Source organism: Streptomyces sp. NPDC096176 (assembly GCF_044763255.1).
Classification (GTDB): Bacteria; Actinomycetota; Actinomycetes; order Streptomycetales; family Streptomycetaceae; genus Streptomyces.
Window position 1 is genome coordinate 38,554 of record NZ_JBIWFV010000002.1, and the last position, 14,372, is coordinate 52,925.

The following is a 14,372-nucleotide window of genomic DNA, read 5'->3' on the forward strand; positions in this document are numbered from 1 at the left end:
GGGGTGCGATCCTGGACTCCGTATGTCTACTTCCTTTGCCGACCTTCAGACCCTGCTGGCCGGGGCGTCCCTGCGCGACGCCCACCGGCTCGGCCGTCGTCTGGAAGGCGCCCGCCGCATCCGTAAGCCCGAAGCGCGGCAGGCCGTGCTGGACGAGATCGCCGGGGAGGCGGAGAAGTCGGCGGCCCGTACCGCGCGGCGGGCCGAGCGCATGCCCGCGATCACCTACCCCGAGCAGCTCCCGGTCAGTCAGAAGAAGGACGCGATCCTCGAGGCGATACGGGACCACCAGGTCGTGATCGTCGCGGGTGAGACCGGGTCGGGCAAGACGACCCAGATCCCCAAGATCTGCCTGGAGCTGGGCCGGGGCGTTCGCGGCATGATCGGCCACACGCAGCCCCGCCGGATCGCCGCGCGCACCGTCGCGGAGCGGGTCGCGGAGGAGCTGAACACCCCGCTCGGCGAGGCGGTCGGCTGGAAGGTCCGCTTCACCGACCAGGTGAACCAGGACTCCACGTTCGTGAAGCTCATGACGGACGGCATCCTGCTAGCCGAGATCCAGACGGACCGCGAGCTGCGCGCCTACGACACGATCATCATCGACGAGGCGCACGAGCGGTCCCTCAACATCGACTTCCTGCTGGGCTATCTCGCGCAGCTCCTGCCCAGACGGCCGGACCTCAAGGTCGTGATCACCTCCGCGACCATCGACCCCGAGCGCTTCTCCCGCCACTTCGGCGACGCGCCGATCGTCGAGGTCAGCGGGCGTACGTATCCGGTGGAGGTGCGTTACCGGCCGCTCCTCGAGGAGGACGGCGACGACGCGGACCGCGACCAGATCACCGCGATCACCGACGCAGTCGAAGAGCTGATGGGCGAGGGGAAGGGCGACATCCTCGTCTTCCTCTCCGGCGAGCGCGAGATCCGTGACACGGCGGACGCGCTCAACAAGAAGCAGTACAGATTCACCGAGGTGCTCCCCCTCTACGCGCGCCTTTCGCACGCGGAGCAGCACCGTGTCTTCCAGCCGCACACCGGCCGCCGGATCGTTCTTGCCACGAACGTCGCGGAGACGTCGCTGACCGTTCCCGGCATCAAGTACGTGATCGACCCGGGCACCGCCCGTATCTCCCGCTACAGCCATCGCACCAAGGTCCAGCGGCTGCCCATCGAGGCGGTCAGCCAGGCCAGCGCCAACCAGCGCAAGGGCCGCTGCGGCCGTACGTCGGACGGCATCTGCATCCGGCTGTACTCGCAGGACGACTTCGAGGCGCGGCCGGAATTCACGGACGCGGAGATCCTCCGCACGAACCTGGCGTCGGTCATCCTGCAGATGACCGCGGCGGGGCTCGGCGACATCGAGAAGTTCCCCTTCATCGACCCGCCGGACCATCGCAACATCCGCGACGGCGTGCAGCTCCTCCAGGAGCTGGGTGCGTTCGACCCGGCCCAGAAGGATCCGCGCAAGAAGCTGACGGAGATGGGCCGCAAGCTCTCCCAGCTGCCGGTCGACCCGCGGCTGGCCCGCATGGTCGTCGAGGCCGACAAGAACGGCTGCGTACGCGAGGTCATGGTGATCGCTGCCGCCCTGTCCATCCAGGACCCGCGTGAGCGTCCCGTCGACAAGCAGACGCAGGCCGACCAGCAGCACGCCCGCTTCAAGGACGAGACGAGCGACTTCCTCGCCTATCTCAATCTGTGGCGCTACATCCGCGAGCAGCAGAAGGAGCGCGGCTCCTCCAGCTTCCGCCGGATGTGCAAGCAGGAGTACCTGAACTTCCTGCGCATCCGCGAGTGGCAGGACATCTACGCGCAGCTGCGCACGGTCGCCAAGCAGATGGGTTTCCATCTGGAGGAGCCTTCGGCGGGTGCTGCCGCCTCCGAGCAGTCCGTCCATGTCTCGCTCCTTGCCGGGCTGCTGTCGCATGTCGGCATGAAGGACGTGAAGGACGGCGCGAAGAACGAGTATCTGGGCGCCCGCAGCGCCAAGTTCGCCGTCTTCCCGGGCTCGGCGCTCTTCAAGAAGCCGCCGCGCTTCATCATGTCCGCCGAGCTGGTGGAGACCTCACGCCTGTGGGCGCGGGTCAACGCGAAGATCGAGCCGGAGTGGATCGAACCGCTCGCCCAGCATTTGCTGAAGCGTACGTACAGCGAACCGCACTGGGAGAAGGACGCCGCCGCGGTGATGGCGTACGAGAAGGTGACGCTGTACGGCGTGCCGATCATCGCGCAGCGCAAGGTGAACTACGGCCGGATCGACCCGGAGACCTCGCGCGACCTGTTCATCAGGAACGCGCTGGTCGAGGGCGACTGGCGCACGCACCACAAGTTCTTCGCGGACAACCGGAAGCTCCTGACCGAGGTGGAGGAGCTGGAGCACCGCGCGCGCCGCCGCGACATCCTCGTGGACGACGAGACGCTGTTCGATTTCTACGACCAGCGGGTGCCGGAACATGTCGTCTCGGGCGCGCACTTCGACTCGTGGTGGAAGCACAAGCGCGGTGAGCAGCCCGAACTGCTCGACTTCGAGCGCGAGATGCTCATCAACGAGAAGGCCGGCGCGGTCACCAAGGACGACTACCCGGACTCCTGGCGGCAGGGTCGGCTGAAGTTCCGGGTGACGTACCAGTTCGAGCCGGGCGCGGACGCGGACGGAGTCACCGTCCACATTCCGCTGCAGGTGCTGAACCAGGTGACGGACGAGGGCTTCGACTGGCAGATCCCGGGCCTGCGGGAGGACGTGGTCACGGAGCTGATCCGGTCGCTGCCGAAGCCCGTCCGCCGCCATTACGTGCCCGCGCCGAACTACGCCAAGGCGTTCCTGGAGCGGGCCGTGCCCCTGCAGGAGCCGCTCCCGGTCACTCTCGCGCGTGAACTGCAGCGCATGGTCGGCGTACCGGTGTCGGCGGACGATTTCGACCTGGCGCGGGTGCCCGACCACCTGAAGATCACCTTCCGGATCGTCGACGAGCGGCGCAGGAAACTCGCGGAGAACAAGGACCTGGAGGCGCTGCGGCTCGCCCTGAAGCCGAAGGCCCGCCAAGCGCTCTCCAAGGCCGCCGCCTCCTCCAGCCCGGCGGGCGAGTCCCTGGAGCGCACGGGCCTCACGGACTGGACGATCGGCTCGCTGACGAAGGTCTTCGAGACCCGGCGCGCGGGCCAGCCGGTCAAGGCGTACCCGGCGCTGGTCGACTCGGGGGACTCCGTGTCGGTACGGCTCTTCGACACCGAGGCGGAGCAGGAGCAGGCGATGTGGCAGGGCACGCGCCGGCTCATCATGCTCAACATTCCCGTGAACCCCGCCAAGTTCGCCTCCGACAAGCTGACGAACCACCAGAAGCTCGCGCTGTCGAGCAATCCGCACGGCTCGATCCAGGCGCTCTTCGACGACTGCGCCATGGCCGCGGCCGACCGCCTGATCGCGGAGCACGGCGGCCCGGCGTGGGACGAGGAGGCGTTCCGGAAGCTGTACGACAAGGTCCGTGCCGACCTCGTCGACCTCACGGTGCGCACGATCGGCCAGGTGCAACAGATCCTCGCGGCCTGGCAGGCCTGTGAGCGTCGCCTGAAGGCCACGAACAGCCTGACCCTTCTCAACAACGTCCAGGACGTGCGCGAGCAGCTGGCAGCCCTCATGCCGGCCGGTTTTGTCACCCGGACCGGTCTGCGCCGGCTGCCGGACCTGATGCGCTATCTGATCGCCGTGGACCGCCGCCTGCAGCAGATGCCGACGAGCGTCCAGCGTGACACCACGCGCATGGAGAAGGTCCACGAGATGCAGGACGAGTACGCCTGGCTGCTCGAGCAGATGCCGCAGGGCCGGCCGGTTCCGCAGGAGGTCCTGGACATCCGCTGGATGATCGAGGAGCTGCGGGTGAGCTACTTCGCGCACGCCCTGGGGACGGCACACCCCGTGTCCGACAAGCGGATCGTGAAGGCGATCGACGCCGCGGCGCCGTAGCGGGGCCGTCGCCCGGTGCGAGTTCGACCTGATGGCCGGACCTGCTGTACAGTCTCTCTCGCAGCCAAGAGAGCAAGTCCGGCTGCGAAACCTGGTCCTGTGGAGCAGTTTGGAGTGCTCGCCACCCTGTCAAGGTGGAGGCCGCGGGTTCAAATCCCGTCAGGACCGCTTGGAAGTGAACGAAGGCCCGCGCCGAACGGCGCGGGCCTTCGTCGTGTCCGGAGGCCGTCGGCCGCGTCGGCGCGGGCTTTCGTCGTGCCCGGGCGTCTTGACGGCGGCATCCGCCGCGGGTACCCACTCATTAAGGGGCGGCACACACCTGGAGGTGACGTGCATGGCGGCGTCCACAGCGAGGCGGTACGAGACCCGGGCGCTGCTGCGCGCCCACCTGTCTGCCGCGTCCGGCTACCGGCACCTCACGAGAAGCTGCGCCATCTGCCATCGCCTCCTGCGCCTCGCCATGGAGCGTCCCGAGCAGGAGCCGCCGCCGGCCGAGGACAAAGGTCCCGCCAAGGAGTGACCAACGGCCGTGCCGCCGGGGCTCTTTGCGTGACACGCTGGAGTTTGGCAAGAGGCATGCCGTGTGACGGGTGTCACCGAACGGGTTTTCAGAACGTCGCCGTTTAACCCCTCCCTACAACCAGTGGATTTAATATGTGCCATTGCACTCCCCCCGGAGCGCCGGCACAGGCCACCACAAGCTCCCCCAACCCACCCCCCCGGGGCACAAAAAAAATCGCGCTGGACCCGGCGGAGTCCAGCGCGATCGATGACGAGGGTCTGTTGGGGCAGAACGCCGTCATGTGGAGCTATGGGTGGGCTTGCCCGAGGTGGGGGCCTCGGAATCGCCCGGTGTTACCGGGTGTTTCAGGCCTCGCTGCGCTGCTGCGGAATACCCGCAAGCAGTGCGCGGACCTCTGCCTCGCGGTACCGGCGATGTCCTCCGAGCGTGCGGATGGACGTGAGCTTGCCAGCCTTGGCCCAGCGAGTGACCGTCTTCGGGTCCACGCGGAACATGGTGGCGACCTCAGCCGGGGTCAGCAGCGGCTCGGCATCAGGGGTGCGAGCGGTCATGAGCGGCCTCCTCGGGAGAACCGAACCATCTCGGTTCTTTCCTCTAAATTCTGCACCTTGACCCGCGTTGCCCGAAATGGCAGACGCGGGCCGAGTCGGTTATAGGACGAACGGCTTGTCCTCGGCACTACAACTACACCATCTGTCCAGCGACGTCGGCCAAACCGATGGAATTGCCCTCTCAGGTGTTCATCAGCGGCCGAAGCCCGATGGACCATGCCATAACGGACAGTCACGTCACAGTAACGATCAGTCACAGAGCGATCAGGAGTCGTCAGACCCCCCATAGAGTGCAATGCTGAGCATTCCGCCCTTAAGCGGGCGGAAGGAACCCTCCCCGGACTCCTTGTCCTATTTTGACACGAGGGTAGGTGATGGGCGCAAGGGCGCGGTTAGTGCGGTCCGTCACGCTTGAGGCAAGTGCCCGGATCGGGACCTACGTCCTGTACACAGCGCGGCCCGGACAACGAAGTCGGCCTTCAGTTGGCGAACTGACGGTCCCTGACGGACCGCCACCGCTCGGTCAGCCGCGCATACGCCTCCGCCGCCGCCTCGCCGTCGCCGGCCCGCAGCGCCGCGATGCCCTCCGTGACATCGGCCGCCGACCGGTCGTCCGCGAGCTGCTCGCCGGACAGGGCGTGCACGAGGCCGCCGTAGTCGAGCTCGACGAGCGAGCGCGGGTGGAACTCCTCCAGCCAGCGCCCCACGTCGACAAGTCCTTCGGTCAGAGGACCTTCGTCGATCGTCTCCCTCAGCGTCCGCAGCGCGCGGGCCAGCCTCCGGCGCGCCTGGACCATCGGCGTCCGGTAACGCAGAAGGGGCGCGGCCGGCCCGGCCGCCTCGTATTCGCGTTCCTCGTCGGCGAAGAGCGTGAACCAGCCCACCGGCACCCCCCAGACCGCGGTCCTGATCCACGGACGCGCGTCGGGATTGCGGAGCCGCCACTGCTCGAAGTCCGCCGCCGCCTGCCCCCGGACGACCGGCGGCAGCACCGCGTCCAGCAGCGGCTCCGGCAGCTGGTCCGCAAGCTCCTCCAGGGCCAGCCAGCCGCGCAGCCGGGTCCGCCACGGGCAGACGCACACCACGCCGTCGACATCGACGACAAAGGCGTCGGCGCTCTCGTGGACCGGGACCGGGACGGGCGGGGTGGGCAGCAAATCCGCCAGCGATCGACGCAGTTCGTCCTGTGCGGTCGGTGTGGCGTCCCTGCGGGCGTAGCGGGCCCAGTGGCCGCGCTCGGGCTCGGGAAAGGCCGCCAGCGGCTCGTAGATCCGCAGATAGGCGGCGTACGGGACAAGAACCGAGGACAGCGCTGGCATGCCGCAAATCCTTCCACGCCGGTACTCCGGCAGAGGGTGATCCTCGGCACGGGGTCGGATCTACGCACGCGTAGGACTTACTCTCTTGCCCAACTGGACCTTCCCCACCCGCAGGAAGGCCCGCACCCGCCGCTTCGTACTTGGGAGTCACCACCGTGACCGATGTGACCGACGGCGTCCTGCACACCCTGTTCCGATCGGAGCAGGGCGGCCACGAGCAAGTCGTGCTGTGTCAGGACCGCGCCAGTGGCCTGAAGGCCGTCATCGCCATCCACTCCACCGCTCTGGGCCCGGCCCTCGGCGGCACCCGCTTCTACCCGTACGCCTCCGAGGAAGAGGCCGTCGCCGACGCGCTGAACCTCTCCCGGGGCATGTCGTACAAGAACGCCCTGGCCGGTCTCGACCACGGCGGCGGCAAGGCCGTGATCATCGGCGACCCCGAGCAGATCAAGTCCGAGGCACTGCTCCTGGCCTACGGCCGGTTCGTGGACTCGCTCGGTGGCCGCTACGTGACCGCGTGCGACGTCGGCACCTACGTCGTCGACATGGACGTCGTCGCGCGCGAGAGCCGCTGGGTCACCGGCCGCTCCCCCGAGAACGGCGGCGCCGGCGACTCGTCCGTCCTGACCGCCTACGGCGTCTTCCAGGGCATGCGCGCCTCGGCCCAGCACGTCTGGGGCGACCCGACGCTGCGCGGTCGCAAGGTCGGCGTCGCAGGCGTCGGCAAGGTCGGCCACCACCTGGTGGAGCACCTGCTCTCCGACGGCGCCGAAGTCGTCGTCACGGACGTCCGCGAGGAGTCCGTACGCCGCATCCGCGACAAGCACCCGCAGGTCACCGCCGTCGCCGACACCGCGGCCCTGATCCGCACCGAGGGCCTGGACATCTACGCCCCCTGTGCGCTCGGGGGTGCGCTGAGCGACACGACCGTGCCCGTGCTGACCGCCAAGGTGGTCTGCGGCGCGGCCAACAACCAGCTCGCGCACCCGGGCGTCGAGAAGGACCTCGCGGACCGCGGGATCCTCTACGCCCCCGACTACGTGGTGAACGCCGGCGGTGTAATCCAGGTCGCCGACGAGCTGCACGGGTTCGACTTCGACCGCTGCAAGGCCAAGGCGTCCAAGATCTTCGACACCACGCTGGCGATATTCGCACGTGCGAAGGAAGACGGGATCCCGCCGGCTGCCGCTGCCGACCGCATCGCCGAGCAGCGCATGGCGGATGCCCGTCGTCGCCGTCCGTGACCCCCGGCCCGCCGACCTCGGGGAGACAAGACTCACCCCGGTCGGCGGGTCGACCGCCAGGAAGAGGTTAAAATCGCAGTTGACCAGCGAGGATGGGGCGCCTCGCAGGTCCTGCGAAGTGGCGCGTGGTGCGGGCGGCGTACCGTATGGCCGCGGAAGCAGGTACCGTTGAAGCCCTACGGACCGGTCTCTCCGCGGAGAGCCCGTTCTGAATCATGAACGCGTGTCAAGACTCTGGGGCCGTCGAGCCCCGTCACCGAGGGGGTCGAGCCATGGGGCGCGGCCGGGCCAAGGCCAAGCAGACAAAGGTCGCCCGCCAGCTGAAGTACAACAGCGGCGGGACTGACCTGTCGCGTCTGGCCAATGAGCTGGGCGCTTCGACTTCGAGTCAGCCTCCGAACGGCGAGCCGTTCGAGGACGACGACGAGGAAGACGACCCGTACGCACAGTACGCGGATCTGTACAACGACGACGAGGACGAGGACGAAGAGTCCGGCCCGTCGTCGCAGCAGCGCCGCGGCGCTTGACGCTGTACTGACACTGACCCGGTCCGGGGCCGACCCCGGACCGGGTTCTGTGCTGTTCAGCTCAGGCCGACAGCTTCCGGTCAGCTACTTGTCGGAGTACGTTCCCGTCAGTTCGGCGCCCGTGCCACGGTCGCCGCGGTCGGTGATCCGTCCCGCCACCCAGGCGTCGACCCCGCGGTCGGCCAGTGTGGTCAGCGCGACATCGACCGACTCCTCCGGGACGACGGCCATCATGCCGACTCCCATGTTGAGCGTCTTCTCCAGCTCGAGCTGTTCGACCTGGCCGGCCTTGCCGACAAGATCGAACACGGCGCCCGGGGTCCAGGTCGAACGGTCGACGACCGCGTGCAGCGCGTCCGGGATGACCCGCGCCAGGTTGTTGGCGAGGCCGCCGCCCGTGATGTGGCTGAAGGCGTGCACCTCGGTGGTCCGAGTGAGCGCCAGGCAATCCAGCGAGTAGATCTTGGTGGGCTCGAGCAGTTCCTCGCCGAGCGTCCGGCCGAGCTCGTCGATCTGCTGCTCCAGCGACATCTTCGCCCGGTCGAACAGCACGTGCCGGACCAGCGAGTACCCGTTCGAGTGAAGACCGGACGACGCCATCGCGATGATCGCGTCACCCTTACGGATGCGATCCGGGCCCAGCAGACGGTCCGCCTCGACCACGCCGGTACCCGCGCCCGCGACATCGAAGTCGTCCGGGCCCAGCAGTCCCGGGTGCTCGGCGGTCTCGCCGCCGACAAGAGCGGTACCCGCGAGCACGCAGCCCTCCGCGATGCCCTTGACGATTCCGGCCACCTGCTCGGGGTGGACCTTGCCGACGCAGATGTAGTCGGTCATGAACAGCGGCTCGGCGCCGCAGACGACGATGTCGTCCATGACCATGGCGACCAGGTCGTGGCCGATCGTGTCGTAGACGCCCATCTGGCGGGCGATGTCGACCTTCGTGCCGACGCCGTCGGTGGCGGACGCGAGCAGCGGGCGCTCGTAGCGCTTGAGGGCGGAGGCGTCGAAGAGACCGGCGAAACCGCCGAGACCGCCGAGGACCTCGGGGCGCTGCGTCTTCTTCACCCACTCCTTCATCAGCTCGACGGCGCGGTCGCCCGCCTCGATGTCGACGCCCGCGGCCGCGTAGCTGGCACCGGTGCCCGCGTGCGGAGCACGCTCGGAAGATTCAGCAGACATGCTGGAGAACTTTCGTGTCGTACTGCAGGGGGATCACGGACGACGGAGCGCGTCGGCGGCGTCGGAGCCGCCCGCCAGCTCGGTCTCCAGAAGCTGCTTGCCGAGCAGCTCGGGGTCGGGCAGCTCCATCGGGTACTCGCCGTCGAAGCAGGCGCGGCACAGGTTCGGCTTGGCGATGGTGGTCGCCTCGATCATGCCGTCGAGGGAGATGTACGACAGGGAGTCGGCGCCCAGCGAAGTGCCGATCTCGTCGATCGTCATGCCGTTGGCGATGAGCTCGGCACGGGTCGCGAAGTCGATGCCGAAGAAGCAGGGCCACTTCACCGGCGGGGACGAGATCCGGATGTGGACCTCGGCGGCGCCGGCCTCGCGGAGCATCTTGACCAGGGCACGCTGGGTGTTGCCGCGGACGATGGAGTCGTCCACCACGACCAGCCGCTTGCCCCGGATGACTTCCTTGAGCGGGTTCAGCTTGAGGCGGATGCCCAGCTGGCGGATGGTCTGCGAGGGCTGGATGAAGGTGCGGCCGACGTAGGCGTTCTTCACCAGGCCGGAGCCGTACGGGATGCCGCTGGCTTCTGCGTAACCGATGGCGGCGGGCGTACCGGACTCCGGCGTCGCTATGACCAGGTCGGCGTCGACCGGGGCTTCCTTGGCCAGTTTCCGGCCCATCTCGACTCGGGAGAGGTACACGTTCCGGCCGGCGATGTCGGTGTCCGGGCGGGCCAGATAGACGTACTCGAAGACACAGCCCTTGGGCTTCGCTTCTGCGAAGCGCGAGGTGCGAATGCCGTTCTCGTCGATGGCGATGAGCTCGCCCGGCTCGATCTCGCGGACGAAGCTGGCGCCGCAGATGTCGAGCGCGGCGGACTCGGACGCGACGACCCAGCCGCGCTCGAGGCGGCCCAGGACCAGGGGGCGGATGCCCTGCGGGTCGCGGGCGGCGTAGAGGGTTCCCTCGTCCATGAAGACGAGCGAGAACGCACCACGGACGTCGGGCAGGACCTTGGCGGCCGCCTCCTCGACGGTCAGCGGCTTGCCGTCGTCGTCGACCTGGCCGGCGAGCAGCGCGGTGATCAGGTCGGTGTCGTTGGTCGCGGCTACCTGGGTGGCCCGGCCGTTCTCCTTGGGGAGGGCGGCGACCATCTCGGCGAGCTGGGCCGTGTTGACCAGGTTTCCGTTGTGGCCGAGCGCGATCGAGCCGTGGGCGGTCGCCCGGAAGGTCGGCTGCGCGTTCTCCCACACCGAGGCGCCCGTGGTCGAGTAGCGGGCGTGACCGACCGCGATATGACCGGTAAGGGAGCCGAGGGAGGTTTCGTCGAAGACCTGGGAGACCAGCCCCATGTCCTTGAAGACAAGGATCTGGGAGCCGTTGCTCACCGCGATACCCGCGGATTCCTGGCCTCGATGTTGGAGGGCGTAGAGCCCGAAGTAAGTGAGCTTCGCGACCTCTTCACCCGGAGCCCAGACACCGAAGACGCCGCAAGCGTCCTGGGGGCCCTTCTCGCCGGGGAGCAGGTCGTGGTTGAGTCGTCCGTCACCACGTGGCACGGAACCGAGTGTAGGCGAGATCGACCACTGGTCCGAATTGGGGACGTCGCGCAACCGGGTTTTCCAGGCCGCGCGGAACGCGTCGAGGGCTCGATTCCTCGGGCGTGGCACGGTCTGCGTGACCTTGACGGACGTCCGGGAATCGTCCCATCGAGGCGTCCACACTCCAAGACGACGGCCCGCATCCCGCCCGGGCCAGGGGTTCGGGCCCCGGGCCGCCTCTTGTCGGCGTGATCACGCTGCGTCAGAGGGCGCCTCGGTTACCGGCCGGTCACCCGTCCGGGTGGGGCGTGTGCCAGTTCACACGGCTACTTCTCGCCGGAGGTCTCCGCGGCGACCGCCGCGAGGCCCTTGCCGTTCGACGCCGTGAGGGTGAGCGAGCGATGCTTCAGCTCGTACTTCACCGTCCCCTCGTCGAGGACCTTCACCAGCTCGCGCTCCAGGTCCATCTCGGGGCCCTGGCACAGCTTCCTGGTGGAGGCGAGACGCCCGAGGGTGATCGAGTCGCCCGAGACCTTCGCGGTGCTGGTGAAACGGTTGCACCCGAGGCTGCCGCTCACCGAGCCGTCCTTGCCGAAGGTCAGATGCGCCTTGTTCTCCGTGCCGGCGGGCAGTGAGGTCGCGGTCTCGCCCGACACGAGGCTGTTCACCGTCCATTTGGTGCCGGTCAGCGGGGAGGAACGCTCCGAGGTGAGGGCGATGGAGTCGCCCTTCTCCGTGGTCAGGGTGAGCCTGCCGTCGGTGAGCTTCGCCTTCAGCTTGCCGGTGAAGGCCGCCCGCAGGGCGTCCTCGAAGCCCTGGATCTGTTTCTCGCAGGCCATCTCGGTCATCTCGGCGGGCCCCACGGTGATCGTGTCGCCGTCGATCTTGACGTCGGCGCCGAAGTGGTTGCACCCGTAGTTGCCGCCGGCCCGGCCCTTGTCGTCGATCTCTACGTGCGCGCCGGCCGGGGCCTCGGACTTCCTGCCGTCGACAGTGACGCTGTCGACGGACCAGTGGACGCCGCTCACCGGCACGTCGGGCTGTACGGAACCGGCTCCCTCGCCTCCGTCGCCGGTACCGGCACCCGAGTGTGTGCCGCAGGCGGAGAGCGCGAGGACGGCCAGTGCGGTGACAGAAATGCTCAGCTGGTAGCGCATACCGATGGGACGGAAGGCGCGCGGTGTCGGTTCCGCCCTGGTCCGGGGCTCAGTCCTGGCCCGTGCGCCGCAGCTCCGGCCGTACGGCTCAGCCCAGGATCGGCAGCTGCGCCTCGAGGTCGGCGCGCTCGCCGCTCGCGCTGACCTTCGCCGCCGCCAGTGCGTCCCGCCATGCTGTGCGGCCCGTGGCGAGCCGGATCCAGGTCAGCGGGTCGGCCTCGACGACATTGGGCGGCGTCCCACGGGTGTGGCGGGGGCCCTCGACGCACTGCACCACGGCGAACGGCGGGACGCGGACCTCCGTCGACGCTCCCGGCGCCTTGACCGCGAGGGCGTCGGCGAGCAGCCGGGTGCAGGCGGCGAGTGCCCGGCGGTCGTACGGGATGTCCAGTCCGGTCGCGTCGTTCAGGTCGTCGGTGTGGACGATCATCTCCACGGTGCGGGTCACGAGGAAGTCCCCGAGCCGCATGCCCCCGAACCGCATGGGCACCAACCGCTCCGCGGAGGCGGCCGGCAGGAGCTCCTCGAGGCCGGCGGCCGTGCGGTCGAACAGCTCGACGATCCCGCCGCCCTCGGCGAAGGCCCTGGTGTCCTCGTCCACCTGCCCGGCCGCCGTGACCGTGGCGAACGGCCAGTCGAGCAGCGCGAGGTCCTGCTTGTCCGGCTCCGGCTGCGTCAGATAGCGCGCGACGAGCCCGGCGACCATGGCGACATGGGCGGCCAACTCCCGTACGGTCCAGTCCCCGAGCCTCGTCGGCAGGGCGAACTGCTGCTCGGTGAGTGTGCCCACCGCCTGCCGCACATGCCCGAACTGGGCGAGGACGGCATCGCGTGTGATGGCGTGGTCGTAGCTGCGGGGGCGCTTCCTGGCCGGTGGCATGGACAGACCTTACGGCGCGGCGATGTCGTCCGGCACCGGCTTCTCGGGCTGCTCGGGCCTGTCAGGCTCCTCAGGCTTTTCGACGGTGCACGACTCGCCGGTCTTGGCGACGATGAACGCCTCGCCGTTCCGCGGGACGCCGACGCCGCGCCAGCTGAACGGGATGCCGACCGCGGTGTCCGCGTCCGGGCCGTCCATCAGCTGGAAGTGGAGGTGCGGTTCCGAGGAGTTGCCCGAGTTGCCGCAGCGCGCGATCAGTTGGCCTTCCTGGACCTGGTCGCCCGTGCGGACCGCGAGCGATCCGCGCTCGAGGTGGCCGTAAGCGGCGAACACCCCGTCGCCGAGGTCGAGCACGACATGGTTGCCCAGCACCTTGCGGACGCCACCGATGTCCCGGAACGACCCCTCGACGAGCAGCATGTAGATCACCGCGGGCAGGGAGTTGCGGCTGAGGTGGTCGCGCTGCCGGTCCTCGACGTGGACGACCGTCGCGTCGGCCACCGCGAGGAGCGGCTCCCCGAAGGCCGGGAAGTCCCGGTTGCGGCGGACGACGGGCCACAGCGCCCTGAAGCCCGGCCGCGCGCCCTCCTCGGGCTCGGCGACGACGTCGATGGCGTACGTCTGGCCGTAGCCGTGCGTGCCATGGCTCGGGGTCCGGTCGGCCGGGCTGTTCAGCGCCGACCACCGGCCCCTGACGGGAGCCGCGATCTCGACGGCCTCACGTGGATGCTCCCGTTGGGCCAGCCGGATCCGGACGGAACCGCTCACGGCGATCGCGAGGGAGAGCACCGCGGGAAGCCAGATCCAGTACCAGGCGAACGGCAGGTCGACGAATATCTTGACGGTGACGAGGGCGAAGAAAGTCACCCAGCCCAGCCGGTAGACGGTCCTGAGCACTTTGCCGACGGACATGGTCGTTCTCCCTTGAACGGTCACGGGCACGTTCGAACGGTCATGGGCACGCGGCGGTCAGCACCACGAGCAGCGGGACGACGCGGGCCGCCGGCACCTTGTAGCGGCCACGTCCCGTGGTGTGGAGCCAGCCCGCAGCGGTCAGCTGGCGCAGGTGATGGTAGATCTGGCCGGTCGTGCCGAGCCCTTCGAGCTCGGCCAGCCCGGCGGCGGTACGGCGGCCGCCGAGGATCTCCCGCAGCAGGCGCAGGCGGACGGCATGGCCGAGGGCGGCCAGCGACTCGGCGGCCCGCGTCCAGTCGTCGCTCTCCCCGTCGAGGAGCCCGGAGGTGAGCGCCCCGTACTGCCACTCGTACTGCTCCTGGGTCGGCAGCCGTACGGCTCCGGTGAACAGCACTCCGCCGTCCGCCGCCGCCTCGCCCGTCGCGGCGAGCCGCTGCTTCAGTCCCTCCAGCGCCCAGAGGTCGCCCTCGCCGAGGGCCGTCGTGGCAGGCCCCGCGCCTTCCAGGGCTGCCATCCGCTCTTCCAGCGCCGCAACGCGCTCCTCCAATGTCACGCCGACGAGATTACGTAATTACGTAAT

12 protein-coding genes and 1 tRNA gene are annotated in these 14,372 nt (G+C 68.9%); 5 read left to right on the forward strand and 8 right to left on the reverse strand.

Annotated features, from left to right (window positions below; translation table 11 throughout):
• Nucleotides 1–22: 22 nt before the first annotated feature.
• The 3 genes from hrpA to ACIQ7Q_RS05325 all read left to right on the forward strand — a co-directional run bounded on the left by hrpA (nucleotide 23) and on the right by ACIQ7Q_RS05325 (nucleotide 4,481).
• Nucleotides 23–3,961, forward strand: a complete 3,939-nt coding sequence (hrpA, locus tag ACIQ7Q_RS05315) for an ATP-dependent RNA helicase HrpA (RefSeq protein WP_403856515.1) — start codon at nucleotides 23–25, stop codon at nucleotides 3,959–3,961.
• 93 nt (nucleotides 3,962–4,054) lie between these two features.
• Nucleotides 4,055–4,129, forward strand: a tRNA-Asp gene (locus ACIQ7Q_RS05320).
• A gap of 166 nt (nucleotides 4,130–4,295) precedes the next feature.
• Entirely contained in the window at nucleotides 4,296–4,481 is a 186-nt protein-coding gene (locus ACIQ7Q_RS05325; protein ID WP_403856517.1) for a DUF6274 family protein, read from the forward strand.
• A gap of 347 nt (nucleotides 4,482–4,828) precedes the next feature.
• Here the strand turns inward: ACIQ7Q_RS05325 and bldC are convergent, their stop codons facing one another.
• Both bldC and ACIQ7Q_RS05335 read right to left on the reverse strand, forming a co-directional pair.
• Entirely contained in the window at nucleotides 4,829–5,035 is a 207-nt protein-coding gene (gene bldC, locus ACIQ7Q_RS05330) for a developmental transcriptional regulator BldC (protein WP_003949541.1), read from the reverse strand.
• A gap of 479 nt (nucleotides 5,036–5,514) precedes the next feature.
• The gene (locus ACIQ7Q_RS05335) at nucleotides 5,515–6,354 is read right to left on the reverse strand and encodes a hypothetical protein (RefSeq protein WP_403856519.1); all 840 of its coding nucleotides are present in this window, start codon (nucleotides 6,352–6,354) and stop codon (nucleotides 5,515–5,517) included.
• 140 nt (nucleotides 6,355–6,494) lie between these two features.
• On the opposite strand from ACIQ7Q_RS05335, the gene ACIQ7Q_RS05340 reads away from it, so the two are divergent.
• The gene (locus tag ACIQ7Q_RS05340; protein WP_403856521.1) at nucleotides 6,495–7,598 is read left to right on the forward strand and encodes a Leu/Phe/Val dehydrogenase; all 1,104 of its coding nucleotides are present in this window, start codon (nucleotides 6,495–6,497) and stop codon (nucleotides 7,596–7,598) included.
• Between the two features lie 272 nt (nucleotides 7,599–7,870).
• Nucleotides 7,871–8,125 carry a DUF3073 domain-containing protein gene (locus tag ACIQ7Q_RS05345; protein ID WP_159690167.1) on the forward strand — a complete coding sequence of 85 codons (255 nt, stop codon included), beginning with the start codon at nucleotides 7,871–7,873 and terminating at the stop codon, nucleotides 8,123–8,125.
• Nucleotides 8,126–8,209: 84 nt separating this feature from the next.
• On the opposite strand, the gene purM is transcribed toward ACIQ7Q_RS05345, so the two are convergent.
• From purM to ACIQ7Q_RS05375, 6 genes are all read right to left on the reverse strand, one after another.
• A complete protein-coding gene (gene purM / locus ACIQ7Q_RS05350) occupies nucleotides 8,210–9,307 on the reverse strand; it encodes a phosphoribosylformylglycinamidine cyclo-ligase (RefSeq protein ID WP_403856523.1) in 1,098 nt (365 codons plus the stop codon).
• A gap of 33 nt (nucleotides 9,308–9,340) precedes the next feature.
• Entirely contained in the window at nucleotides 9,341–10,858 is a 1,518-nt protein-coding gene (gene purF / locus ACIQ7Q_RS05355; RefSeq protein WP_403856525.1) for an amidophosphoribosyltransferase, read from the reverse strand.
• 308 nt (nucleotides 10,859–11,166) lie between these two features.
• Nucleotides 11,167–11,997 (reverse strand): META domain-containing protein, encoded by an 831-nt coding sequence (locus ACIQ7Q_RS05360; RefSeq protein WP_403856527.1) that lies wholly within the window; start codon nucleotides 11,995–11,997, stop codon nucleotides 11,167–11,169.
• An 88-nt stretch (nucleotides 11,998–12,085) separates the two neighbouring features.
• A complete protein-coding gene (locus ACIQ7Q_RS05365; protein ID WP_403856529.1) occupies nucleotides 12,086–12,877 on the reverse strand; it encodes a sterol carrier family protein in 792 nt (263 codons plus the stop codon).
• Between the two features lie 9 nt (nucleotides 12,878–12,886).
• Nucleotides 12,887–13,789 (reverse strand): M23 family metallopeptidase, encoded by a 903-nt coding sequence (locus ACIQ7Q_RS05370; protein ID WP_403856531.1) that lies wholly within the window; start codon nucleotides 13,787–13,789, stop codon nucleotides 12,887–12,889.
• 40 nt (nucleotides 13,790–13,829) lie between these two features.
• On the reverse strand, nucleotides 13,830–14,345 hold the full coding sequence (locus ACIQ7Q_RS05375) for an ArsR/SmtB family transcription factor (RefSeq protein ID WP_403856533.1): 516 nt from the start codon (nucleotides 14,343–14,345) through the stop codon (nucleotides 13,830–13,832).
• Nucleotides 14,346–14,372: the final 27 nt, after the last annotated feature.

Excerpts from the sequence above, each read along its gene's own strand:
- hrpA (WP_403856515.1), top strand. The coding sequence starts at position 23 with ATGTCTACTTCCTTTGCCGACCTTCAGACCCTGCTGGCCGGGGCGTCC.
- ACIQ7Q_RS05325 (WP_403856517.1), top strand. The coding sequence starts at position 4,296 with ATGGCGGCGTCCACAGCGAGGCGGTACGAGACCCGGGCGCTGCTGCGC.
- purM (WP_403856523.1), bottom strand. The coding sequence starts at position 9,307 with ATGTCTGCTGAATCTTCCGAGCGTGCTCCGCACGCGGGCACCGGTGCC.
- ACIQ7Q_RS05370 (WP_403856531.1), bottom strand. The coding sequence starts at position 13,789 with ATGTCCGTCGGCAAAGTGCTCAGGACCGTCTACCGGCTGGGCTGGGTG.
- bldC (WP_003949541.1), bottom strand. The coding sequence starts at position 5,035 with ATGACCGCTCGCACCCCTGATGCCGAGCCGCTGCTGACCCCGGCTGAG.
- ACIQ7Q_RS05335 (WP_403856519.1), bottom strand. The coding sequence starts at position 6,354 with ATGCCAGCGCTGTCCTCGGTTCTTGTCCCGTACGCCGCCTATCTGCGG.
- ACIQ7Q_RS05360 (WP_403856527.1), bottom strand. The coding sequence starts at position 11,997 with ATGCGCTACCAGCTGAGCATTTCTGTCACCGCACTGGCCGTCCTCGCG.
- ACIQ7Q_RS05365 (WP_403856529.1), bottom strand. The coding sequence starts at position 12,877 with ATGCCACCGGCCAGGAAGCGCCCCCGCAGCTACGACCACGCCATCACA.
- ACIQ7Q_RS05345 (WP_159690167.1), top strand. The coding sequence starts at position 7,871 with ATGGGGCGCGGCCGGGCCAAGGCCAAGCAGACAAAGGTCGCCCGCCAG.